Source organism: Bacillus infantis (assembly GCF_020171945.1).
In the GTDB taxonomy this organism is placed as follows: domain Bacteria; phylum Bacillota; class Bacilli; order Bacillales; family Cytobacillaceae; genus Bacillus_AB; species Bacillus_AB infantis_A.
In genome coordinates this window covers 157,328-178,839 of sequence record NZ_JAIVAP010000009.1, presented here as the reverse complement: position 1 = coordinate 178,839, position 21,512 = coordinate 157,328, and the positions used below count along the sequence as shown (strand labels likewise).

20 protein-coding genes and 2 riboswitches are annotated in these 21,512 nt (G+C 46.6%); of the genes, 17 read left to right on the top strand and 3 right to left on the bottom strand.

The window, feature by feature from the left end; translation table 11 throughout:
* Window positions 1-20 precede the first annotated feature (20 nt).
* Together LCM00_RS14345 and LCM00_RS14340 are read left to right on the top strand one after the other, a co-directional pair.
* Window positions 21-1,193 carry an MFS transporter gene (locus LCM00_RS14345; protein ID WP_224903229.1) on the top strand — a complete coding sequence of 391 codons (1,173 nt, stop codon included), beginning with the start codon at window positions 21-23 and terminating at the stop codon, window positions 1,191-1,193.
* 303 nt (window positions 1,194-1,496) lie between these two features.
* On the top strand, window positions 1,497-1,667 hold the full coding sequence (locus tag LCM00_RS14340; RefSeq protein WP_318247616.1) for a hypothetical protein: 171 nt from the start codon (window positions 1,497-1,499) through the stop codon (window positions 1,665-1,667).
* Window positions 1,668-2,005: 338 nt separating this feature from the next.
* On the opposite strand, the gene LCM00_RS14335 is transcribed toward LCM00_RS14340, so the two are convergent.
* Window positions 2,006-2,932 carry a DMT family transporter gene (locus LCM00_RS14335; protein WP_224903226.1) on the bottom strand — a complete coding sequence of 309 codons (927 nt, stop codon included), beginning with the start codon at window positions 2,930-2,932 and terminating at the stop codon, window positions 2,006-2,008.
* Between the two features lie 185 nt (window positions 2,933-3,117).
* On the opposite strand from LCM00_RS14335, the gene LCM00_RS14330 reads away from it, so the two are divergent.
* The 6 genes from LCM00_RS14330 to LCM00_RS14305 all read left to right on the top strand — a co-directional run bounded on the left by LCM00_RS14330 (window position 3,118) and on the right by LCM00_RS14305 (window position 7,628).
* Entirely contained in the window at window positions 3,118-3,612 is a 495-nt protein-coding gene (locus tag LCM00_RS14330) for an Lrp/AsnC family transcriptional regulator (RefSeq protein ID WP_224903223.1), read from the top strand.
* A 66-nt stretch (window positions 3,613-3,678) separates the two neighbouring features.
* Window positions 3,679-3,780: riboswitch (TPP riboswitch) on the top strand.
* Between the two features lie 62 nt (window positions 3,781-3,842).
* Entirely contained in the window at window positions 3,843-4,508 is a 666-nt protein-coding gene (gene tenI / locus LCM00_RS14325) for a thiazole tautomerase TenI (RefSeq protein ID WP_224903276.1), read from the top strand.
* The gene (thiO, locus tag LCM00_RS14320) at window positions 4,492-5,643 is read left to right on the top strand and encodes a glycine oxidase ThiO (RefSeq protein ID WP_224903220.1); all 1,152 of its coding nucleotides are present in this window, start codon (window positions 4,492-4,494) and stop codon (window positions 5,641-5,643) included. The genes tenI and thiO overlap by 17 nt, the downstream gene beginning before the upstream one ends.
* Window positions 5,640-5,843, top strand: coding sequence for a sulfur carrier protein ThiS (gene thiS, locus LCM00_RS14315; protein WP_224903217.1), 204 nt, complete (start codon window positions 5,640-5,642; stop codon window positions 5,841-5,843). The genes thiO and thiS overlap by 4 nt, the downstream gene beginning before the upstream one ends.
* A gap of 1 nt (window position 5,844) precedes the next feature.
* Window positions 5,845-6,612 (top strand): thiazole synthase, encoded by a 768-nt coding sequence (locus LCM00_RS14310; protein ID WP_224903214.1) that lies wholly within the window; start codon window positions 5,845-5,847, stop codon window positions 6,610-6,612.
* Window positions 6,609-7,628 carry a thiazole biosynthesis adenylyltransferase ThiF gene (locus LCM00_RS14305; protein WP_224903210.1) on the top strand — a complete coding sequence of 340 codons (1,020 nt, stop codon included), beginning with the start codon at window positions 6,609-6,611 and terminating at the stop codon, window positions 7,626-7,628. Before LCM00_RS14310 ends, LCM00_RS14305 begins: the two co-directional genes overlap by 4 nt.
* Before the next feature lie 462 nt (window positions 7,629-8,090).
* Here the strand turns inward: LCM00_RS14305 and LCM00_RS14300 are convergent, their stop codons facing one another.
* Together LCM00_RS14300 and LCM00_RS14295 are read right to left on the bottom strand one after the other, a co-directional pair.
* Complete coding sequence (locus LCM00_RS14300; RefSeq protein WP_224903207.1) at window positions 8,091-10,490, bottom strand: midas domain-containing protein; 2,400 nt, start codon at window positions 10,488-10,490, stop codon at window positions 8,091-8,093.
* A gap of 30 nt (window positions 10,491-10,520) precedes the next feature.
* Window positions 10,521-11,882 (bottom strand): hypothetical protein, encoded by a 1,362-nt coding sequence (locus LCM00_RS14295; RefSeq protein WP_224903204.1) that lies wholly within the window; start codon window positions 11,880-11,882, stop codon window positions 10,521-10,523.
* Between the two features lie 327 nt (window positions 11,883-12,209).
* Here LCM00_RS14295 and LCM00_RS14290 point away from each other — a divergent pair, with 327 nt between their 5' ends.
* The 9 genes from LCM00_RS14290 (at window position 12,210) to LCM00_RS14255 (ending at window position 21,456) form a co-directional block, all read left to right on the top strand.
* Window positions 12,210-13,343 (top strand): zinc-dependent alcohol dehydrogenase, encoded by a 1,134-nt coding sequence (locus LCM00_RS14290; protein WP_148973391.1) that lies wholly within the window; start codon window positions 12,210-12,212, stop codon window positions 13,341-13,343.
* Window positions 13,344-13,452: 109 nt separating this feature from the next.
* Window positions 13,453-14,931 carry an amidase gene (locus tag LCM00_RS14285; protein ID WP_224903199.1) on the top strand — a complete coding sequence of 493 codons (1,479 nt, stop codon included), beginning with the start codon at window positions 13,453-13,455 and terminating at the stop codon, window positions 14,929-14,931.
* Between the two features lie 183 nt (window positions 14,932-15,114).
* Complete coding sequence (locus tag LCM00_RS14280; protein ID WP_224903197.1) at window positions 15,115-16,260, top strand: DEAD/DEAH box helicase; 1,146 nt, start codon at window positions 15,115-15,117, stop codon at window positions 16,258-16,260.
* Between the two features lie 416 nt (window positions 16,261-16,676).
* Window positions 16,677-18,149: an amidase gene (locus LCM00_RS14275; RefSeq protein WP_224903272.1), complete on the top strand. Its 1,473-nt coding sequence runs from the start codon at window positions 16,677-16,679 to the stop codon at window positions 18,147-18,149.
* Between the two features lie 75 nt (window positions 18,150-18,224).
* Window positions 18,225-18,359 carry a hypothetical protein gene (locus LCM00_RS24680; RefSeq protein ID WP_257989550.1) on the top strand — a complete coding sequence of 45 codons (135 nt, stop codon included), beginning with the start codon at window positions 18,225-18,227 and terminating at the stop codon, window positions 18,357-18,359.
* A gap of 95 nt (window positions 18,360-18,454) precedes the next feature.
* Window positions 18,455-18,541, top strand: a riboswitch (cyclic di-GMP riboswitch).
* A 45-nt stretch (window positions 18,542-18,586) separates the two neighbouring features.
* Window positions 18,587-19,471 (top strand): amidase, encoded by an 885-nt coding sequence (locus LCM00_RS14270; RefSeq protein ID WP_224903195.1) that lies wholly within the window; start codon window positions 18,587-18,589, stop codon window positions 19,469-19,471.
* Window positions 19,472-19,626: 155 nt separating this feature from the next.
* Entirely contained in the window at window positions 19,627-19,956 is a 330-nt protein-coding gene (locus LCM00_RS14265) for a PadR family transcriptional regulator (RefSeq protein WP_022543345.1), read from the top strand.
* Entirely contained in the window at window positions 19,943-20,506 is a 564-nt protein-coding gene (locus LCM00_RS14260) for a DUF1700 domain-containing protein (protein WP_224903192.1), read from the top strand. Before LCM00_RS14265 ends, LCM00_RS14260 begins: the two co-directional genes overlap by 14 nt.
* Window positions 20,503-21,456 carry a DUF4097 domain-containing protein gene (locus LCM00_RS14255; RefSeq protein ID WP_224903189.1) on the top strand — a complete coding sequence of 318 codons (954 nt, stop codon included), beginning with the start codon at window positions 20,503-20,505 and terminating at the stop codon, window positions 21,454-21,456. Before LCM00_RS14260 ends, LCM00_RS14255 begins: the two co-directional genes overlap by 4 nt.
* Window positions 21,457-21,512 lie beyond the last annotated feature (56 nt).

Genomic DNA, 21,512 nt, shown 5'->3' with positions numbered 1-21,512 from the left:
AAAAGAAAGGATTAAACTTAATGTCTAAACAGAATAGACTGCTTATATTTATATTGGCCATAGGAGTTTTCGGTATCCTAACTACCGAGTTGGGAGTCATAGGGGTATTACCTTCCATTGCCGAACATTTTGATATAAGTGTAGCTAAAGCAGGGTTGTTAGTGAGTCTCTTTGCACTCGCTGTAGCAATATCTGGTCCCATTATGCCATTGTTATTTTCAGGCATTAATCGTAAGTTTGTCATGCTGCTTGTACTTGGTATATTTGTTGTAGGTAATATTATTTCGATTTTTGTAACTGATTTTACTATTTTGCTTATTGTGCGTGTGATTCCTGCTTTTTTTCATCCCGTTTATTGTGCTTTGGCTTTAACGGTAGCTGCTGCATCCGTTAAAAAGGAAGAGGCACCAAAGGCTGTCGCAAAAGTAATTTTTGGCGTGAATGCTGGGATGATACTTGGTGTACCAATCACTAATTATATTGCTAATCAAACTTCTTTAGAGATATCGTTTTTATTTTTCGCAATAGTAAATGCTGTTGCTTTCATAGCTACTTTGATATTTGTTCCATCTTTACCAGTTAAAGAACGAATGACGTATGGAACTCAAATAAGTGTATTGAAAAAGCCAGTCGTTTGGTTAGCTATTGCTACAGTGGTATTTATAGGATCGTCATTTTCAAGTATAAATAGCTTCATTACAGAATATCTCGAAACAGTTACTAATGTCACGGGGAACCTTCTAACGTTGGCATTATTAATATTTGGCTTAGCCAGTCTAGTTGGAACTATTGCAGGTGGAAATTTCCTTTCTAAAAATGCTATTAAAACAGCCACAATTTTTCCTGTTGCATTAGGACTTGTGCATCTATTGTCATTCCTTACGGGGAAATCTATGGGAACTATGATGATTATAATATTGTTGTGGGGGATATTATTTGCCATAGGTAATAATGTCAGTCAATATTGGATTACATCTGCGGCTCCAGAATCTCCTGATCTCGCAAATGGATTATTTCTATCGGGTAGTAATTTAGGTATAACCATTGGAACAACAGTAGGTGGCCTATTTATATCAGGAATGGGTACACAATATGTCGTATTAGGTGGATTATTATTTTTGATATTGAGTTTAGTATCTATTGTACTGAGAAATTATATGTTTAAGCCTAAAGCAGAAAAACTTACTAGCTAGGGCTATTCTATATTTGGTTTCTTTTGAAAGACCCAAGGGGAGCCAGGGGGACAGACCCCTTGGCTCATTTTGAAAATGGGCCAGTGGACCTGTCCCCCTGGCTCAGCAAGGCATTTCTTCATTGCTTAGTTCAGTAACAGCTTCTAATAAGATACCATATGTATCGTTCCCGAAAGCATTCTTATCATTTTTGAAGAACAATTCAAATATCAGAAAAATTAAGCCAGGCAACTGAGTTGATTTTTTATATTTCCTGTCTGGTGGTGGGACTTACCTGCTATTTTAAAAGGATTTATTGATAAAGTGATGTTGAGTGGCTTCGCTTTCCTAGAGGATAAAACAACGGGAACTCTGAAAGGGTTATTAACAAATATAGAAAAAACAACTGTGATTTCAACTTCTAAAACTGATAAAGATCATATTAAATCTGAAGGAGGAAATGCTATTCAGGAGTCTTTATTAATCGAACTTTAGCTGACCTGGGAATTAAAAATGAATATACTAAATGGATTCATTTTTCTGGAATTAACATAACAACAGATGAGAAGAGGAAACAGTTTTTAAGAGAAATAACTCAAGAAATTTAAAGTAGAGTGAACTGAAAAGAGGAGGTTTGTGAAGAAATGTACTTAAACAAACGGGTGCTTTAGTTAAATTAGAAAGTAAAAAAACGCTGGAATATCTAAATTCCAAGCGTCTTTTGCACCGTTATTTACAGTGCTAAACATAGTGCGTTTTAGTATGTTATTTGATTTGATATTTTAGTTTTCTCCATGGGATGGAAACTACTTACCTCCATGGGCATCCCTTTTCTAATCTATAGCTGTAATCGAAGCTTCCGGTTTGCCGCGAAGGCTGTTCCTTTGCCGCTGTGCCTGAAGGCGAGTAAACAGATAGCAGCCAAGGATGACAATCATGCCTCCAAGAAACTGGATTGCTTCAGGCTTTTCTCCCAGAAGCAGAAAAGCGAGAATAGCAGTGAAAACAGGATTGAAATTCAGGAAAACACCTGCACTGACTGCCCCGATTTTTTGGACCCCCTTATTCCAGAGCACCATGCACACAACGGTTGAAATGAGACCGGTATAAAGCATGGAACCTGCAAAAGACAGATCAGGATTTTGGATACGAAGATCAGAATAGCTGAATGGAAGCAGGAGTGCCAGTCCGAAAACCCCCGAGTAAAAGGTCGACATGATCGGAGAAGTATATTTTCCGGCCCACTTGCCGAGGACCGAATAGATCCCCCAAATGCACACCGCTGCAATCATCCATAAATCCCCTTTATTAAATGTCAAAGACAGCAGCATCTCCAGATGGCCTTTAGTAAGGACCAGCAATACACCAAAAAGCGAAAACATCATGGTCAGAATCTGCGGAAGGTTAATCCTGTCTTTTAGAAAGAGTGCTGAAAAAACAGCGATTGATATAGCGTTAAGCGTTGAAATGAGTCCGACATTTGTGGCCGTCGTTTCTTCCAGCGCCCAAAATTGAAAGATATTGAACAGCACTACACCTGTTAATCCCATCAGAATCAGCGGAACAAGCGATTTTACAGGAGGCAGGAGCTTTTTTTCCTTTCGCAGCACTATAGGGAACAGGCAGACAACAGCAATGATCCATCTAAATGCAGTCAAGGCCACTGGGGATGCATATTCCACAAGCGACTTGCCTACAACGAAATTCCCGCCCCACAGCAGGCTGGTGAGAAGCATCAGGCAAACATATAAAGCTGGCATAAGAGCAGCTCCTTCAAATAGTTATTGAATTAATTTTAACATTTTCTCTTTGTGTTTTAATGATTATTTCGTACAATAGAGTAAATATGAAATTTTATTAATTATGATGGTGAATTTTATTAATGATGGTAAAAGAGAAATGAGCTAGAGCGGAGTTTGCAGAATAATCGTAAGGAGACTGTGAGATGGAATCAATTGTGAACAAGGTGCTGGATGAAGTCGACCTGAAAATCCTGGATCTGCTCCAGAAGGATAGCCAAATGAGCAATGCTGAGCTTGCCAGGAGGGTCAGCCTGTCAGCACCCGCCATTCACGGGAGGGTGAAGCGGCTCGAAAATGAAGGCTATATTGAGAAGCAGGTGGCAATCCTGAATCAGGAGAAGCTGGGCTTTGATCTTCTCTGCTTTATTTTCATCAGCACCAATATCCATCAGGCGGAAAAGCTGGAAGCGCTGGAGGGCACGCTGGTGGATATGGCGGAGGTGCTGGAATGCCACTGCCTGACAGGAGAATATGATTATATATTAAAAGTGGCCATCAAAGACCGGAAAGGGCTGGAACGATTCATCAGGAAGCTGAACCAGCTCGGAATTACAAAGATACAGACTAGCCTCTCGCTGAGGGAAGTCAAATATTCAACGGTACTGCCGATTCTGCCTGCCGGGGAAAAATTATCCTGATTTAAATTGCGGGTTCTCCCCGCTCAATCGCTGTGCTAAAATGAGAGAGAACAATTAAATAGTCAGAATTATCACTAGGGGAGCCTGCAAGAGGCTGAGATCAAGCATTTGAGACCCTTTGAACCTGATCTAGTTCATACTAGCGTAGGGAAGTGTGCCGAACGGTTATGAAAAGAACATTCTTTTTCAGCCAATACAATCAATCAGCCACTTTCCTGCGCATTAGGGAAGTGGTTTTTTTGCGTCACAGACAAGGTCGGCCTGGCAGGGATAAACTGCAGCTCCATGCTATATCTGCAGGGCAGCCGGCGGAGGAATTTATCAGGATAGCTTCAAGCATCTCACGGTATGTGGACTATATCCATATCAGGGAGCATCACCGGACAGCTGCTGAGATTTTTGAGATGGGAAAAAGCCTGCTGGAAAAAGGAGTACCCTCTGAACAGATCATCATTAATAACAGAGTGGATGCAGCTGCAGCACTTGGAGTGAAGGGGGTCCAGCTGGGCTATCACAGCCTGCCTGTCCGTGCAGTGCGGAAAACCTTTCCTGGCCTGATCATCGGAAAATCCGTCCATTCATTGAAAGAAGCTGTTCAAGCTGAAGCGGATGGCGCAGATTATGTCATGTATGGCCATTGTTTTCCGACAGGATCTAAGCCAGGCATTGAGCCTAAGGGCCTCTCCTCTCTGGAGAAAATTGCGGGAGAGCTTTCTGTTCCGGTGATAGCGCTCGGGGGAATTTCCCCTGACAAAATGAATCAGGTTATAAGTGCCGGGGCTTCAGGAGCCGCTGTCCTCTCGGGAATCTTTAAAGCCTCGAACCCGGAGGCTGCAGCAAGCGCTTTTGCAGCTGAGATAAAGAAAAGAGGAGGCAGCTATGAAGAGAGTATATGATGTGATCATTGCCGGAGGAGGCATTATTGGCTGTTCTATCGCCTATCAGCAGGCAAAGCTTGGCAAGCAGGTGCTCATATTGGAAAAAAGGGAGCTGTGCTCAGAAGCCACTTCTGCCGCAGCCGGAATGCTCGGCGCCCAGGCTGAAATAGATGAGAACCTGTCCATGCTGAAGCTTGCCCTGAAAAGCAGGGCCATGTTCCCTGACATGATCCGGGAACTTGAGGATCTGACAGGAATCAGCATCGGGCTTGTTAATGAAGGGATGATAAAAATTGCCTGGGATGATGCAGAGGCAGAGCCCCTTAAAAGGCAGGTCAAATTCCATAAAGAGTGGGACGGACAGGTAAGGTGGATCGACCAGGCAGAGATCAGCGAAAGGGAACCTCATCTCTCCAGGGGGCTCGCAGGCGGAATGCTGATTCCGAATGACGGCCAGCTGATTGCCCCGAATTTAGCGCGGGCTTTTGCAGTGGGGGCAATGGCAAGGGGTGCAGAAGCGCAGGAAGGGACAGAGATCAAAGGCTTTATTTTTGAAAAAGAAACCATTCAAGGCGTGATCACCAATAAAGGAAGCTACTATGGAAAAACCACTATTGCTGCCGCAGGCGCCTGGACGGGGAAGCTGCTCAAAAAGGCAGACCTTGAGCTTCCTATTTTTCCTGTAAAAGGAGAATGCCTCTCGGTTATACCTCAGCAGCCTTTGATCCGGTCGACCATCTTTTCCGATTCAGGCGGGTATCTAGTGCCCAAAAAGGACGGCCGCCTGATCATAGGGGCCACAAGCTATGAAAATGAGTTCGATCCTTCCGTTTCGTTTGGCGGTGTCAGGATGCTGGCCGAACGGGCCTATAAGCTGCTGCCCCAGCTGGCAGAGGCACGCTGGGAAAAGGCATGGGCAGGAATCAGGCCGCAGACAGGAGACGGCCTTCCCTACATAGGCTGGCATCCCGTCTATAAGGGTCTCTTCATCGCTGCCGGACATTACCGGAACGGAATTCTGCTGAGCCCCATCACAGGGAAAATGGTTTCTGATTCTATCGAAGGAACTGCAGCAGCAGAGGATAAGCAGCTGTATAGAGAATTTCAGATTGAGAGAGTTGTGAAAAAAGTGCAGGAGGGGTGGGCCCATTGAAACTGAAGGTGAATAACAGTGACATCCTGGTGCCTGGCACCGTGAAGTCGGTAGGGGATTTGCTGGATCATTTAAAACTGAACCAAAAGGCGGCCATTGTAGAGCTGAACACCGCTATTTTGGAAAAGAGCCAGCACGCTGAAACGGAGCTTGCTGATGGTGACCGTATTGAAATCGTACATTTTGTAGGAGGCGGATGAAATGCTGAAAATCGGGACATACGAATTCAACTCAAGGCTATTGCTCGGGACTGGGAAATATCCGGACTTTGAAACGCAAAAAAAGGCTGTCAAAGCATCACATACTGAGGTGCTGACTTTTTCGGTCCGGCGCATGGATATTTTTGACCCTGAACAGCCGAATCTGCTGGAAGAGCTGGATCTGGAAAACTACAGACTGCTCCCAAATACAGCTGGTGCCAAGACGGCAGAAGAAGCAGTCCGTACAGCGAAACTCGCCAGGGCATCCGGTCTTTGCGACATGATCAAAGTTGAGGTGATCGGCGATATGAAAACACTGCTGCCGGATCCGATTGAAACCTTGAAGGCGTCTGAGGAACTCTTAAAGGAAGGCTTCATTGTCCTTCCGTATATTTCGGATGATGTGATGCTGGCGAAAAGGCTGCAGGAAATGGGTGTGCATGCCATCATGCCTGGTGCGTCGCCGATCGGCTCAGGCCAGGGAATCATCAATCCGCTCAACCTCAGCTTTATCATTGAACAGGCTGAAGTCCCCGTCATAGTCGATGCCGGGATCGGGTCTCCTGCAGACGCTGCCCTGGCGATGGAGCTCGGAGCGGACGGGGTCCTGCTGAACACGGCTGTCTCGGCAGCCAAGGATCCGGTCAAGATGGCCGAAGCGATGAAGCTTGCCGTTGAAGCGGGCCGCCTTGGCTATGAAGCAGGACGCATGGCAAAGAAAAAGTATGCCACTGCCAGCAGCCCGATGGAAGGATTGAGCACCGTTTGAACGGCAGATACTCCAGGCAGGAGCTCTTTGCCCCGATCGGCGTGGAGGGACAAGAGAAATTAAGCAGGAGGCATGTCCTCATCATCGGCGCCGGTGCGCTTGGGAGCGGCAATGCCGAAGTGCTGGCAAGGGCGGGAGTCGGTAAAATCACCATCATTGACCGCGATTATGTAGAGTGGAGCAATCTGCAGCGGCAGCAGTTATATACAGAAGAAGATGCGGCGGGAAGCCTTCCAAAGGCGATTGCCGCCGGCAGGCGCCTTCAGGCTGTCAATTCATCGGTTGTGATTGAGAGTATCGTAGGCGATGCCGGGCCTGATGAGCTTGAGGCTCTCGCTGGCAGCATCGATCTAATCATGGACAGCACCGATAATTTTGACACGAGGATGGTCATCAACGACGTTGCGGCCAAGCACTCAGTCCCATGGATCTACGGAGCGTGTGTAGGCAGCTATGGGATCAGCACAGCCTTCCTGCCCGGCGAAACACCCTGCCTCAGCTGCCTGCTCGAGCAGGTGCCGATCGGCGGGGCAACCTGTGATACAACGGGGATTATTGCTCCCGCAGTCGGGATGACCGTCGCGTATCAGACGGCCGAAGCTCTGAAAATATTAGTGGGAGATTTCAAGGCGGTGAGGAGGAAGCTAGTCACCTTTGATTTATGGGAAAACCAGTTTTCTTCGATTTCTACAAGCGCTTTGAAAAAGGAAGACTGCCCTTCCTGCGGGGTGAACGCTGTGTATCCTTATCTTGCTTTCGAAAACAGGATGAAGACAGCGGTTTTGTGCGGGAGGAATACTGTTCAAATCCGGCCGGGAGCTGGAGTCGTGCTTAGCCTTGATGCTGCAGCAGAGCAGCTTCGGCTTGCAGGCGGGATAGTAGAAAGAAACCCATTCCTGCTTTCTTTTGAAAAAGACGGTCAGCGGCTTGTCCTTTTCAAAGACGGACGGGCGCTGGTTCATGGAACGAAGGATATACAGGAGGCGAAGCGGGTTTATCATCGGTATTTGGGATAGATGGGGGATGAATCGCAGATTTGGCTGCTTTTTCTATGAGGATGAGGGTTAGTTGAGGTAATGTTTGCGTGGATATTTGCGAGTTCTGGATCTTATTTGCGGGAATTTGAATATATTTGCGAGTTTTGGAGTTTATTTGCGACTTTTAAATTATATTTGCGAGTTTCAGGAAATATTTGCGACTCTTCCCAAGCGCGGGTTTATGCGGCAAACCGGTTATTAGCAACTTTTGGATTTTATTAGCAACTTCTCCGTTTTATTAGCAACTTTTAGATTTTATTAGCAACTTTCGCAATATACTAGCAACTTTCCGATTTTATTAGCAACTCGCCCCTCAAACAGCAAATCAAAAGGAGCCCTGCCGTCGCAGAGCTCCTTTCTTTTTGTAAGTTAACCAGATTCCTGAGCCTGTCTCTCCTGAAGTCGCGAGTTTCAGCAGTACAGTGCTGGAAGTTCGTAAGCTTACATCAGGTTTTCGAGTTCAAGACCAAGGTCAAGATCTAAACCTAGTGAAGAGAAATCTTCCTCTTCATATTCACTGGACATACCTGCAAGGTGAAGTCCAAGCTTAGCCCATAAGATAGCTTCTTCTTCATCGCTTAAAGAGGCAAGTCCCAAATCAGTCATTGCATTAAGGCGGGAAGCAGAATAATCTTCGTCATCATTATTCATGGCAGAAGCAGAAAGGCCAAGCTTGCTCCAAAGACCTGAAAAATCTTCATCATCTTGTGAAAATAAACCAAGATCGTTCATCAGATCAAAACGGGCAGAAGACTCATCATTTTCGTCATTGTTCATAGCAGAAGCATTCAAGCCTGTTTTGTTCCAAAATGAAGATTTTTCTTCATCTTTCTTAGTAGCAAAACCTAAATCATTTAAAAAATTCAAGCCGGCAGAAGATTCTTCATCATCCTTGTTCATCGCAAAAGCGTTCAACCCAGTGTTATTCCAAAAAGAAGTCATTTCGTCTTCGTCTTCAGAAACAAAACCAAGCTTGTTCATTGCATCAAGGTTGGCAGAAGATTCTTCATCATCCTTGTTCATCGCAAAAGCGTTCAACCCAGTGTTATTCCAAAAAGAAGTCATTTCATCTTCGTCTTCAGAAACAAAACCAAGCATGTTCATTGCGTCAAGATTAGCAGAAGATTCTTCATCATCCTTGTTAATCGCAAAAGCGTTCAACCCAGTGTTATTCCAAAAAGAAGTCATTTCATCTTCGTCTTCAGAAACAAAACCTAGCTTGTTCATTGCGTCAAGATTTGCAGAAGATTCTTCATCATCCTTGTTCATCGCAAAAGCGTTCAACCCAGTGTTATTCCAAAAAGAAGTCATTTCATCTTCGTCTTCAGAAACAAAACCAAGCTTGTTCATTGCGTCAAGATTAGCAGAAGATTCTTCATCATCCTTGTTCATCGCAAAAGCGTTCAACCCAGTGTTATTCCAAAAAGAAGTCATTTCGTCTTCGTCTTCAGAAACAAAACCAAGCTTGTTCATTGCGTCAAGATTGGCAGAAGATTCTTCATCATCCTTGTTAATCGCAAAAGTGTTCAACCCAGTGTTATTCCAAAAAGAAGTCATCTCATCTTCGTCTTCAGAAACAAAACCAAGCTTGTTCATTGCGTCAAGATTTGCAGAAGATTCTTCGTTATCTTCAGAAGTCATCGCACCAAGATCCAAACCAGTGTTCAGATCAGCAGAAGACTCTTCGTCTCCATCTTTGTTCATTACAGAAGCATCAACATCAGTATCCGCCCAAAGAGAAGATTCTTCATCTTCAGAAGTCATCGCACCAAGATCCAATCCAGTGTTCAGATCAGCAGAAGACTCTTCGTCCTCATCTTTTTTCATAGCAGAAGCATCCACATCAGTATCAGCCATAACTGAAGACTCATCGTCAGAAGTCATCGCACCAAGATCCAATCCAGTGTTCAGATCAGCAGAAGACTCTTCGTCTTCATCTTTGTTCATAGCAGAAGCATCCACATCAGTACCTGCCATAAGAGAAGACTCATCGTCAGATGTCTTCGCACCAAGATCCAATCCAGTGTTCAGATCAGCAGAAGATTCTTCTTCCTCATATTTGTTCATAGCAGAAGCATCAACATCAGCACCTGCCATAAGAGAAGAATCATCGTCAGAAGCAGTAGCTCCTAAATCCAATCCAGTATTCAGATCAGCAGAAGACTCTTCGTCCTCATCTTTGTTCATAGCAGAAGCATCCACATCAGTACCTGCCATAAGAGAAGACTCATCGTCAGAAGTCTTCGCACCAAGATCCAATCCAGTGTTCAAATCAGCAGATGACTCTTCGTCTTCATCTTTGTTCATAGCAGAAGCATCGACATCAGCACCTGCCATAAGAGAAGACTCGTCATCAGAAGTGGAAGCACCAAGATCAAGATTGGTACCAAGATTGGCAGAAGATTGCTCTTCTCCGTTGTCTTCACTTGAAGACGCTTGTACATCTGCTTTCGTGTTTGCATCTAAAGAAGAACCTTCTTCAGAGCTTTCGAGTCCCAGACCCAGGCCAAGATTGGCATCGAGGCTGCTAGAGTCTTCGGATTCTACCTGTCCGCTGGAAGCAACACTTTCTTGTCCATTAGCTGCTTTGGCAGCTGTTTCACCATTTTCAGTTGAACTTTCTGATACAGACTTAAGATTCAGGTTTGCCTTTAAGTTTGAAGTGAGTGAGGAGCTGTCATTCTCCTCGCTTGAATTCAGGCTTGTCAGTAGATTGGTTGAAAGTCCAAGTGAATTTTGGTTAGTATCTTCAGATGCAAGAGTGTAGGAGCCTCCTGCAAAAAGACCTGCTGCAGCAAAACCTGTGATCGCTAATGTTTTCAATAAGTGTTTGTTTTTCAATTGAATTCTCTCCTTCTTCTTTTTAGTTTTTTATATAAAAACGTATAAGAAGAAGGATTCTTGCGGCGGCTGGGAAGGAGGAGCATTCAACCATTGGTCATGGAAAAAAGCAACTGCGCCATATCTGGCCGCTTTTTCAGACATTGCATCAATCATAGGAACACCGGCAAAGTATATGGAAGGGAGTGCTGCTCCGCTTGATGCGGATTGTCCTCCGCTTGCCGTTGTGCTGGTGCCATTTGTTCCGCTGTTGGCAGGTACGTAAGCAATTGCCGCTTGTACCGGCTTTTCAGCTGGTGCCTTTTCAGCAGCATCATTGTTAGACTTGTTTCCGCTTTCAGCAGGAGTTGCTGTTACAGCCTCGGCTGAAGCACCAAAGAACTGTTGGGAAGCGTCTGCTGCCAAAGGTGTGATGCTGGCTTGCTGTGAAAAGTCATTTATATCGCCATCAAACATGACAGAAACCCCATCCAGATTTACATCTGAATTTGTTTGTTCGGCCGGCGTCTCTGCCGTTGCCTTGACATCCGGGATATCTGCAGCAGGTGTGTTAGTGCTGTTAGAATCAGTCTTGCCATTATCGGTAGACGGTGTATTCACCTCAGTGGGATCGCCCGCTCCAATATCAGCCGCCGGTGTTTTTATAGAAATAGAATCAGTGATATCTAAATCTGCAACCGGAGTCTTCACCTTGATGGAGTCGCCCGCTTCAGCATCGACAACCGGAGTTTTAACAGAAACAGAATCAGACACATCGACATCTGCGACCGGAGTCTTCACCTTGATGGAATCGCCCACTTCGGCATCGACAACCGGAGTTTTAACAGAAATAGAATCAGACACATCTACGTCTGCGACCGGGGTCTTCACTTTGATGGAGTCGTCCACTTCGGCATCCAGCACCGGAGTTTTCACAGAAATAGAATCAGACACATCTACGTCTGCGACCGGGGTCTTCACTTTGATGGAGTCACCCACCTTGGCATCGGCCACTGGCGTTTTTACGGAAATGGAGTCGGAAACGCTGGCTTCGGCAATCTTTGCGTCCACTTTAATGGAAGGCTCCTCGGAAAGGTTAACATTCACCAAGGATTTTTCTTCCGCATTTTCGTCCTTTTCCACACTGATGATTGGTTTTGTCACCGTCTTGACTGTTTCTTCTACTGCATCGGTCACTGTTCCAAGAAGAGAGCCGTCTTTTTGATCGGCAGCGTCATTATTCTGTTGTCCGCTTTGGTCCAGGCTTTCCTCGCTTCGCTGCAGGGGAACCGTTTCTTTAACGGTACTGGTGACTTTTTCCGTCACAGACCCGAGCAGCCCGTCCGCCAGTGCGGTAGAGGGGATAAAGCAGAAAGCCGCAAGAACCAATGCTTGTACGAATCTGGCTGACACTCCTATGCTCACCTCCTTTCTAAATTCCGCCTGAATTGGAACTTATTCCATCCTTGTCTACCCGGCGGAAAGTCTTATAAACTTTTGGGTGTTCTGCTGAACTAACGAAAAAGAATTCGTTATGGATCACTTTTTTTATTAAAAATGATAGAAGAATTTTATAGGACCTTGCAGGAGTAAGGGACCGGGACGATGGACATATTTGGAAAGTGATAAGCTAAATGAATTAATCCTGCCAATAAATTTAAAATACTTTTCTGAAAAAACATGTTCCCTTCCCCGGGTATTGGGGTATATCCAAATAGATTCTGGATAGGAGTGTGAGAGATGAAAGCCGTAACTTACCAAGGTTCCAAAGATATTCAAGTCAAGGAAGTCGATGATCCAAGGATTGAGAAGAAGGATGATGTTATTGTAAAAATTACGTCCACAGCGATTTGCGGATCAGACCTGCACATCTACCAGGGAAATATGCCCCTGAGGGAAGGCTATATTATCGGGCATGAACCGATGGGCATCGTTGAAGAGGTTGGGCCTGAGGTTACAAAGGTGAAAAAAGGGGACAGGGTTGTCATCCCTTTTAACGTTTCCTGCGGGCAATGCTTCTTCTGCCAGCATGATATGGAAAGCCAATGCGATAATTCCAATCCTCACCAGGATACAGGCGCTTATTTTGGCTATACAGAAAGATACGGAAACTACCCTGGCGGCCAGGCAGAGTATCTGCGCGTCCCTTACGGAAACTTTGTGCCGTTTGTTGTACCTGAATCCAATGAAATGGAAGACGAGGAGCTGCTGTTCCTTTCCGATGTTCTCCCCACTGCCTATTGGAGTGTCCTTCATTCCGGCGTCAAAAAGGGTGACACGGTTGTCGTCCTGGGCTGCGGTCCGATCGGCTTGATGGCCCAGAAATTTGCCTGGATGAAAGGGGCTTCCCGTGTTATTGCAGTCGACCATCTGGACTACCGCCTGCAGCATGCCAAGCTGGTCAATAAGGTTGAAACCTTTAACTTCAGTGAGCATGATGATATGGGCGAATACCTGAAGGAAATTACAAGCGGCGGTGCAGAGGTTGTCATTGACTGCGTCGGCATGGACGGGAAGAAATCGGCCATTGAAAAAATCGAGCAGAAGCTGAAGCTCCAGGGAGGTACTCTCGGGCCTATCCAGATGGCAACGAAAGCTGTTAAGAAATTTGGAACAGTCCAGCTTACCGGCGTTTACGGGGCAACCTACAATATGTTCCCGCTCGAAGCCTTCTTCTCCAGGAACGTAACGATTAAAACAGGACAGGCACCAGTCATACATCTGATGCCGGAAATCTACAATATGATTGAAGAGAAAAAGATTGATCCAACACACATTGTCAGCCACAAGCTGCCGCTCGCAGATGCAGCACGCGGCTATCATTTGTTCAATGAGCATGAAGACGATTGTACGAAGGTTGTATTGAAGCCATAAACAGCAGGCAGGTCCTTTCCGGGCCTGCCTTTCCTTTAGCCGTTTGCAGGATATCAGCCTGATTTCAGAGAAATGTAAGGGTACTATTTCTTTTAAAGCAGGTGGGAAAATGAACAAGCTGTTTTTAGAAAAAGATGCTCTTGCCCTGGCAGAGCTGGTCAAAAAGAAAGAAGCAGCGCCGATTGAGCTGGCAGAGGCAGCCATTGAGAATATTGAAGCATTAAACCCGGGGCTGAATGCGGTCATCCATAAAATGTATGACCAGGCAAAAGCGGCCGCTTTGTCTGCTGATCTGGAGGGAAGTTTTGCAGGAGTGCCGATGCTGCTTAAAGATATCACTCAGGAGATTGCTGGAGAAAGAATCACTTCCGGCTCAAAAGCGCTGAAGAATTACCGTGCAAAAAGCGATTCTGAATTTGTTGCCAGGCTCCGGCGGACAGGTGTGATTTTCCTCGGGCAGACAAATGTTCCGGAGCTGGCGCTAATGGGGATAACTGAGCCTGAATTTTACGGCCCGGCAAGGAATCCATGGAATCCTGATTACACCCCTGGGGGCTCAAGCGGCGGTTCTGCTGCAGCGGTTGCGAGCGGGATGGTGCCGATTGCTGGCGCCAATGATGGAGGCGGCTCGATCCGCATTCCTGCTGCTTATTGCGGATTATTCGGCCTGAAGCCGGGCAGGGGCAGGACGCCGGCCGGCCCAAATTTTGGCCGGCACTGGCAGGGGGCATCATCCGACCATGTGCTCACCCGTTCGGTCAGGGACAGCGCTGCCATGCTTGATGAGCTGCATGGACCGGAAAAAGGCGGCGCTTTTCATGCTATTCCACCATCAGGGTCGTATCTCGGCTGTCTGGAAAAGCCGCTCCCAAAAACCATGAAAATTGCCTACACCACAGCTTCACCGCTTGGAACCGATGTCCACCCCGACTGCAGGGAGGCTGTGCTCCGCACGGCGGCCATCCTCGAAGATCTGGGCTACCGGATCGAAGAAGCTGAACCTGCTATAGACGGAAAGAAGCTTGCCCAAAGCTATATCACCATGTACTTCGGAGAGGTGGCTGCGGCACTGGCAGGAATGGAGGAAACGCTCGGGCGGAAAGTGTCCAGGAATGATGTTGAAGCATCTACATGGCTCCTCGGCATCCTTGGAAAAACAATCTCTGCCGGAGACTTTGTCCTGAGCATGAGGGAATGGGACAAAGCTGCCTATATTATGGATTCTTTCCATGAAACCTATGACTTTTATCTGACCCCTGCCACCGCTTTTCCGCCTGCAAGGATTGGCGAGCTCAGCCTTAAAAGTGCAGAAAAAACGGCTGTCCGGCTGATCAGCATGCTGAAGCTTGGAAAGCTTGCCCAAAAGGCCGGGCTGGCCGGCCAGCTTGCCGAAAACAGCCTGAAGCGGACGCCGTTCACCCAGCTGGCCAACCTGACAGGGCAGCCGGCGATGAGCGTGCCCCTGCATAAAACAGCAGATGGCCTGCCCTGCGGGGTCCAGTTCATGGCAGCCAAAGGGCGGGAGGATCTGCTGTTCCGGCTTGCGTTTGAACTGGAGCAGACTCCATATTGGCTGAGGGAATATTGAAATCATAATCAGGTAATACCTGATGCAATGCTTATGAAATGAAGCGCAGCCGGCATGAAGGCTGGACATCTGGAACATCATAAGCTAGTATCAGAACGGTACACAACTTTTTGTAAAACTGGGCATGCTCTAAAAAGCAGCTCTGGAATAGATGAGATTTTTTTGCAGAAAAAGGAGATAGTTATGACTGAAAATCAATCTGTAGTTGCCGGCCTGAAGCCTTTTATCCAGGAAGTCTGGGAAAAGTCCAGCTTCAATGAGCCGACAGCCGTTCAATCGAAGAGCATCCCGCTCATCCAGGAGGGCAGGGACGTGATCGCCGAATCGCCGACAGGAACAGGCAAGACACTTGCTTACCTGCTGCCGCTTCTTGATAAAATCGAACCCGGCAAAAAAGCGGTCCAGGCCGTCATTGTGGCACCTTCACAGGAGCTCGTTATGCAAATCTTCTCGGAGGTCCAGAAATGGGCTGAGGGAAGCGGCATAAAGGGAGCCACTTTTATCGGCGGAGCCAATACGAAAAGGCAGCTTGAAAAGCTGAAGAAGCACCCGCAGATCGCTTTGGGCACACCGGGGCGTATGCTTGAGCTGATCAAACAGAAAAAGCTGAAGATGCATGAAGTTAAAACGGTCGTGCTCGATGAAGGAGATCAGCTGCTTGTTCCCGAGCACCTGGAGACTGTAAAGACCATTGTGAAATCAACACTTGCTGACAGGCAGCTTGCTTTCTTTTCAGCAACGCTTCCTGAAAGTACAGCGAAGATTGCTCAGGAGCTAGCCGGTGAAGCCGAGCTTATCCGCGTAGGGAAGGAAGAAGCGATCCCGTCAGATGTGGACCATATTTATTTTGCCTGCGAGCAGCGGGATAAAATTAAAATGCTTGAAAAGATTTCCCGTGTGAAGGATATCAAGGGGCTTGCCTTTGTAAAGGATATCGGCAATCTGGCTGTCCTTTCCGAAAAGCTTGATTTTAAAGGTGTGAAGGCAGGAATCCTGCATAGCGACCTGGATAAAATGGACAGGCAGAAGCATCTGAAAAACTTCCGCGAAGGAAAAAGCAGCCTGCTGTTCGCAACAGATGTGGCCGCAAGGGGCCTTGACATCCAGGGTGTCACCCATGTTATTCATTATGATTTTCCGAGGGACATTAAGCAATATGTCCACCGTTCAGGGCGCACCGGCCGATTTGGCGCAAGCGGGACCGTCATCTCGCTCGTAACCGAAAGGGAAGAACGCGAACTGAAGAAATTTTGCCAGGAGCTTGGCATTACTCCGGAGAAGAAAGTGTTTTATTCCGGTGACATTGTGGACGCTGATAGAAGAAGATAATAAGGAGCTGACAATCCGGTTTTGGGTTGTCAGCTTTTTTTGCTTGGTTTTGTAAAAAAATGTATTTTATGTAGAATAAAGCTGATTTTATGTAGAAAAACATAAATTTTATGTAGAATAACTTGGAATTTATGCAGAATAACTCAGAATTTATGTAGAATCACTTCAAAAATATGCAATATTCCTTCAGTAGGCACCAATCTTATCTTATAAAACCTCATTTTTCATCAGAAACTAACTAAATAATTTCCAGCTGAGTCATTTCTAATGCCTTTTTGAACATATCACTCCTTACACCGGCAAATCTGCAATACCCACTATTCCATTGCATTACCCTAATCTTTAATATAGTAAAGAATTCAGAAAATATGATAAACTATGAAGGTAAATCCCAGGTGAAAGGAAACGATTCCTATATGAAAAATCCAAGGCTGAAAAAGCTCCAGGAAGAATGGCTCATTGAAGCCACAATAGATGAAATGCAGGAAAAAATGGAGAAGGGCGAGGTTTCGTCGAAAGAGCTGGTGCTGATGTATCTGCACAGGATTGCGCAGAAGGATAAGAACGGACCGGCCATCAACTCTGTGCTTGAAATCAACCCTGATGCTGTCCAGATTGCAGCATCACTGGATGCTGAGCGGGAGCTGAGGGGCAGCCGCGGGCCGCTGCACGGCATTCCTGTCCTGATCAAGGATAATATCGATACGGCCGATAAAATGCACACCAGTGCCGGTTCTCTGGCGCTGAAGGATTCTGTTGCTAAAGAGGATTCTTATGTTGCAGAGGCGTTAAGGAAGGCTGGAGCCGTGATTCTTGGAAAAACGAATATGACGGAATGGGCTAATTTTATGACAGAAGGAATGCCGAGCGGCTACAGCTCAAGGGGCGGACAGGTGCTGAATCCTTATGGGCCGGGCAATTTTGATGTCGGCGGATCGAGTGCAGGTTCAGGTGCAGCGATTGCAGCGAATTTCGCGGCAGCAGCTGTCGGGACAGAAACATCCGGTTCGATTCTCAGCCCTGCAAGCCAGAACTCGCTTGTCGGCATCAAACCGACGGTCGGTTTGATCAGCAGAAGAGGCATCATCCCGATTGCTCATACACAGGATACGGCAGGCCCGATGGCAAGAACAGTTAAGGATGCTGTCTATCTTCTGGATGTGCTTGCCGGCAATGATGACAAAGATCCTGCCGTCCAGAGCAATCCGGAGTCAGACTATACCGAGTTTGCAGGCTTTCTTGACGAGAACGGGCTCAAGGGCAAAAGGATCGGCATCGCACGCGAAGTGTACTTCGATTATTTGAGCGGGGACAAGCTTGAAGTGATGAACCATGCGGTTGAACAGCTGAAGGCCCTGGGCGCTGAGGTGATTGATCCTGTAGAAATTCCTTCGACAAAAAATAAATGGAGCTATGATGTGCTTACATACGAATTCAAGGCAGATCTCAACGCCTATCTGCGCGGCCTTGCTCCTCATATTAAAGTGAAATCCCTTGCAGATGTAATCGCCTTTAACCATGAAAACAGTGAAGCAGCCCTTAAATATGGGCAGACCATCCTGGAGGAAGCCGAAAAAACAAGCGGCACCCTGACTGAAGAGGCCTACATCAGCTCGCTTGAGGAGGATGTCTACTTTTCAACCGAGCAGGGGATCGATTATGTCCTGAAAGAGCATAATCTTGATGCCATTGTCACTCCGAATAATTTTGGCGCCGGCATTCCGGCAAAGGCAGGCTATCCTTCCATCACAGTACCTGCAGGCTATTCTTTAGAGAATGAACCAGTAGGCATTACGTTTACAGGGACTGCTTTTTCAGAAGCCGGGCTGATCAGCATTGCCTATGCTTTCGAGCAGGGGACAAAGGTGAGGAAATCCCCTCTTCTGTAAGAGAGCCAAGCAGAATAACACACTGTGAAAAGGCCCATACTACCAGAGAAAACGCCAGTAAAGGAGCGAGGCAGCATGGGCAGGACAAAGCTTGGAAATGCAAACGCACAGCGCAACAATAATAAAAAAAGAGAAGGCTGGACAAGCGAAGAGCTGGTGGAGTTCACGACCGGCACGAAAAGCAAAAAGGAAAACCAGCCAAAAGACTGAGAAAAAGGCCCCGGCTTTCTGGGGCCTTTTTCTTAGGGGTTTTTTAAAAAAATCTTTTATTTTCCTGAAAAGTGATTATAATCAAATTAACAACTAACTGATAAAGGCAAACCTGTCGAAAGGCAGGGACGCAAAGCTATGGGCCTTCCCGCTGATATGCGGATGGCTGCCAGGCTGCCGGGCTCCTTTTTATGGATGTCATGGCATCATAAAAAGGAGAGTATACAATGACGATCAAATTTTTCAAACCAGTCCTTTTGGCACTGCTTCTCGTATTTGCAGCCTGCCCGGTGAAAGGAGAGGCAGCTGAATTGAATCAGCCTTATTCAACCTGGCTGTGGGATACAGCAGCCATAGTGGAAAAGCCCGATGATGTGATCCAATTCCTGGCGGACAAGCAGGCAGATCAGCTGTATCTGCAGATTGACCAAAGCCTGCCAGCAGCTGTCTATCAATCTTTTATCGAAAAAGCAAATAGCAGCGGTGTTAAAGTCCAGGCATTGGATGGAGCCCCTAAGTGGGCGACGGCAAAAGGTGAAGCGGCCATGCTCAGCTTCTTCTCGTGGGTATCTTCCTATCAGGAGCAGGCAGCCCCTGCCCAGCAGTTTTCCGGCATCCACCTGGATATTGAGCCCTATCTCCTGCCAGGCTGGGAAAGCAACTACAAAAACACCGTGGTGAATTATCAGACCCGTATGCTGCAGGCAGCATCCTTGTCCGCAGAGCTTCAACTCCCTCTGGGGGCAGATATTCCTTTCTGGTTTGACGAAATGATGTTCAGCAATAAATTCGGAAAAGATTCTCTTGCAGGCTGGATTATTAAGAATACGGATAGTGTGACCATCATGGCCTATAGGGATACAGCCGCAGGCCCTAATGGGATGATCGAGCTGTCCAGGAACGAAGTAGAACTGGCGGCACGCTATGGAAAACAGATTCAGATTGCCGCTGAAACCGGCGCTACTTCCGAAGCTGCTTATATTACTTTTTATGAGGAAGGCACAGCAAGAATGGAAGAGCAGCTTTCACTTGTCCGTGATGCTTATTCCGCCGATTCCCATGTTAGTTTTGCTGTCCATCACCTTCAAAGCTGGATGGATATGAAACCTTAAAACAGTTGTTAAAATACCTATTTTCTAGAAATAGGTATTTTTTTACGTTCAGTACCTTGTAATGTTCAGTAGTGTGGTGTATGATGGGTTTGTGAATGAATGGAAGAATTTACATGACTACTGAATAATGTTCACTACCGGTGGAGGTGCAAGGATTGAATGTTCAATTCAAGAAGGGGGTCCTTGAGCTGTGCGTGCTGCTGCTGATTTCTAAAAAAGATCAATATGGCTACGAGCTCGCACAAAACATCTCGGATAAAATCGAGGTGGCTGAAGGAACGCTCTATCCTTTGCTCAGAAGACTGACAAAAGAAGAGTATTTAACAACATACCTGGCAGAATCAACGGAAGGGCCTCCCAGAAAATACTATTCACTGACAGAAAAGGGCAGGGATTATATGAATATGCTGATTGAGGAATGGCAGCAGTTTTCATTGGCGGTTAATCAATTTGTTGAGGAGGGAAAGTCCAGTGGCAGGGAATGAATTTTTAGCAAGGCTGGAAAAGCTGCTTGGTAAGGTGCCGGAATATGACAGGCGGGAAATGCTGTATGACTATGAAGAGCATTTTGAAATCGGGCTTGCAAACGGCAGGACGGAAAGGGAAATCATGGAGGAGCTCGGCGACCCGCATGTGATTGCACGCGATCTGCTGGCAGACTACAGGATCGTCAAGGCGGAGAAAACACAGTCAGTCACTAATATATTTCAGGCGGCCACAGCGGCGGTCAGCCTCAGCTTTTTCAATCTGGTCTTTATACTTGGGCCGCTGATCGGCCTGGCAGGCGTCTATATTTCACTATGTGCAGTAGCACTCGTTCTGACTTTGTCGCCATTTGCTTTGCTGGGGTCATCTTTTTTTACAGGCTTTGAGGATATGACCCTGAATTTCTTTGCTTCGCTGGCACTGTTCAGCCTTGGCCTGCTGCTGAGCATCGGGATGATTTATGTCGGCAGATTTTTCTACCGGGTACTTCTCGGCTATATCAAATTCAATGTAAGGCTAGTCAAAGGAAAAGGAGAGAAGGCGGCATGAAGAAACTGGTGGCGGGTTTGGTCGTTTTATTCTTGATTGGTGCCGGCGGCTCGGTCATTACGATCAGCGCTTCGGGAGGGCTGGATTTTAACACGGCTGATATCAATCAAAGTGAAACAATAGAAGCAGGTCCCATCCAAAGTATTTCAGTAAAAAGCGCTTCAACTGATGTTGTGATCAGGGAGGCTGGCAGCGAAGAAGATATAAAGGTGGCACTGACTGGGAAGGTCAGCAAGAAGCTGAAGGATGATTATAAACTGAAGGTCAGCGAAGAGGATGGCACCCTGAATGTCGACCTTGAAGTGAAAAACATGTTCCGCATGGGAGTTGTCATCATCCGTAATGTGCAAATAGAAGTGCTTCTTCCGAAAAAGGAATATGAGGAACTGGCAGTCGAGGTGTTGTCCGGCGATATCAAAGCTGAAGATATTCAAAGCAGGGACAGCATTTTTGAGACAAAGAGCGGTGATGTTGCGCTGAAGGGAATGGAGGCCGGGAGCCAACTGGAAATCCAGGTGGCGAGCGGCGATGTAAGGGTAGAAGATTCAACTGCGAAGGAATTGAAGTTTAAGGCAGCAAGCGGGGATATGACAATCGATGGGTCAGCCGCTGAGACTGCAGATTTATACACAGCATCAGGTGATATCGAAATCAGCGGACTGTCCGGGGATATCATGGCAAAAATTACTTCAGGCGACCTGAGCATCACTAATGATCAGCTGGCAGGCAGCATAACTGCCGAAACGGCAAGCGGTGATGTTGCCATTGCTTTCAAGGAGAAGCCAGACGACATGATGGTCGATTTTAAGGCAACCTCCGGAGAGGGCAAGGTCCAGCTTGATGGATTCCTTTTTGAGGAGAAAGAAGAAGACAGGATTCTTGGTAAAATTGGCTCAGGGAAGCATGTGGTGAAGGTCCATACTTCGTCCGGGGATTTTAATCTAAACTAACAAAAGCGTGTCCAGGCGGAAAGCCCGGGCACGCTTTTACTTTTAGACAGGAGTCT

Excerpts from the sequence above, each read along its gene's own strand:
- LCM00_RS14345 (WP_224903229.1), top strand. The coding sequence starts at position 21 with ATGTCTAAACAGAATAGACTGCTTATATTTATATTGGCCATAGGAGTT.
- LCM00_RS14335 (WP_224903226.1), bottom strand. The coding sequence starts at position 2,932 with ATGCCAGCTTTATATGTTTGCCTGATGCTTCTCACCAGCCTGCTGTGG.
- LCM00_RS14330 (WP_224903223.1), top strand. The coding sequence starts at position 3,118 with ATGGAATCAATTGTGAACAAGGTGCTGGATGAAGTCGACCTGAAAATC.
- thiO (WP_224903220.1), top strand. The coding sequence starts at position 4,492 with ATGAAGAGAGTATATGATGTGATCATTGCCGGAGGAGGCATTATTGGC.
- LCM00_RS14310 (WP_224903214.1), top strand. The coding sequence starts at position 5,845 with ATGCTGAAAATCGGGACATACGAATTCAACTCAAGGCTATTGCTCGGG.
- LCM00_RS14290 (WP_148973391.1), top strand. The coding sequence starts at position 12,210 with ATGAAAGCCGTAACTTACCAAGGTTCCAAAGATATTCAAGTCAAGGAA.
- LCM00_RS14285 (WP_224903199.1), top strand. The coding sequence starts at position 13,453 with ATGAACAAGCTGTTTTTAGAAAAAGATGCTCTTGCCCTGGCAGAGCTG.
- LCM00_RS14280 (WP_224903197.1), top strand. The coding sequence starts at position 15,115 with ATGACTGAAAATCAATCTGTAGTTGCCGGCCTGAAGCCTTTTATCCAG.
- LCM00_RS14275 (WP_224903272.1), top strand. The coding sequence starts at position 16,677 with ATGAAAAATCCAAGGCTGAAAAAGCTCCAGGAAGAATGGCTCATTGAA.
- LCM00_RS24680 (WP_257989550.1), top strand. The coding sequence starts at position 18,225 with ATGGGCAGGACAAAGCTTGGAAATGCAAACGCACAGCGCAACAATAAT.
- LCM00_RS14270 (WP_224903195.1), top strand. The coding sequence starts at position 18,587 with ATGACGATCAAATTTTTCAAACCAGTCCTTTTGGCACTGCTTCTCGTA.
- LCM00_RS14255 (WP_224903189.1), top strand. The coding sequence starts at position 20,503 with ATGAAGAAACTGGTGGCGGGTTTGGTCGTTTTATTCTTGATTGGTGCC.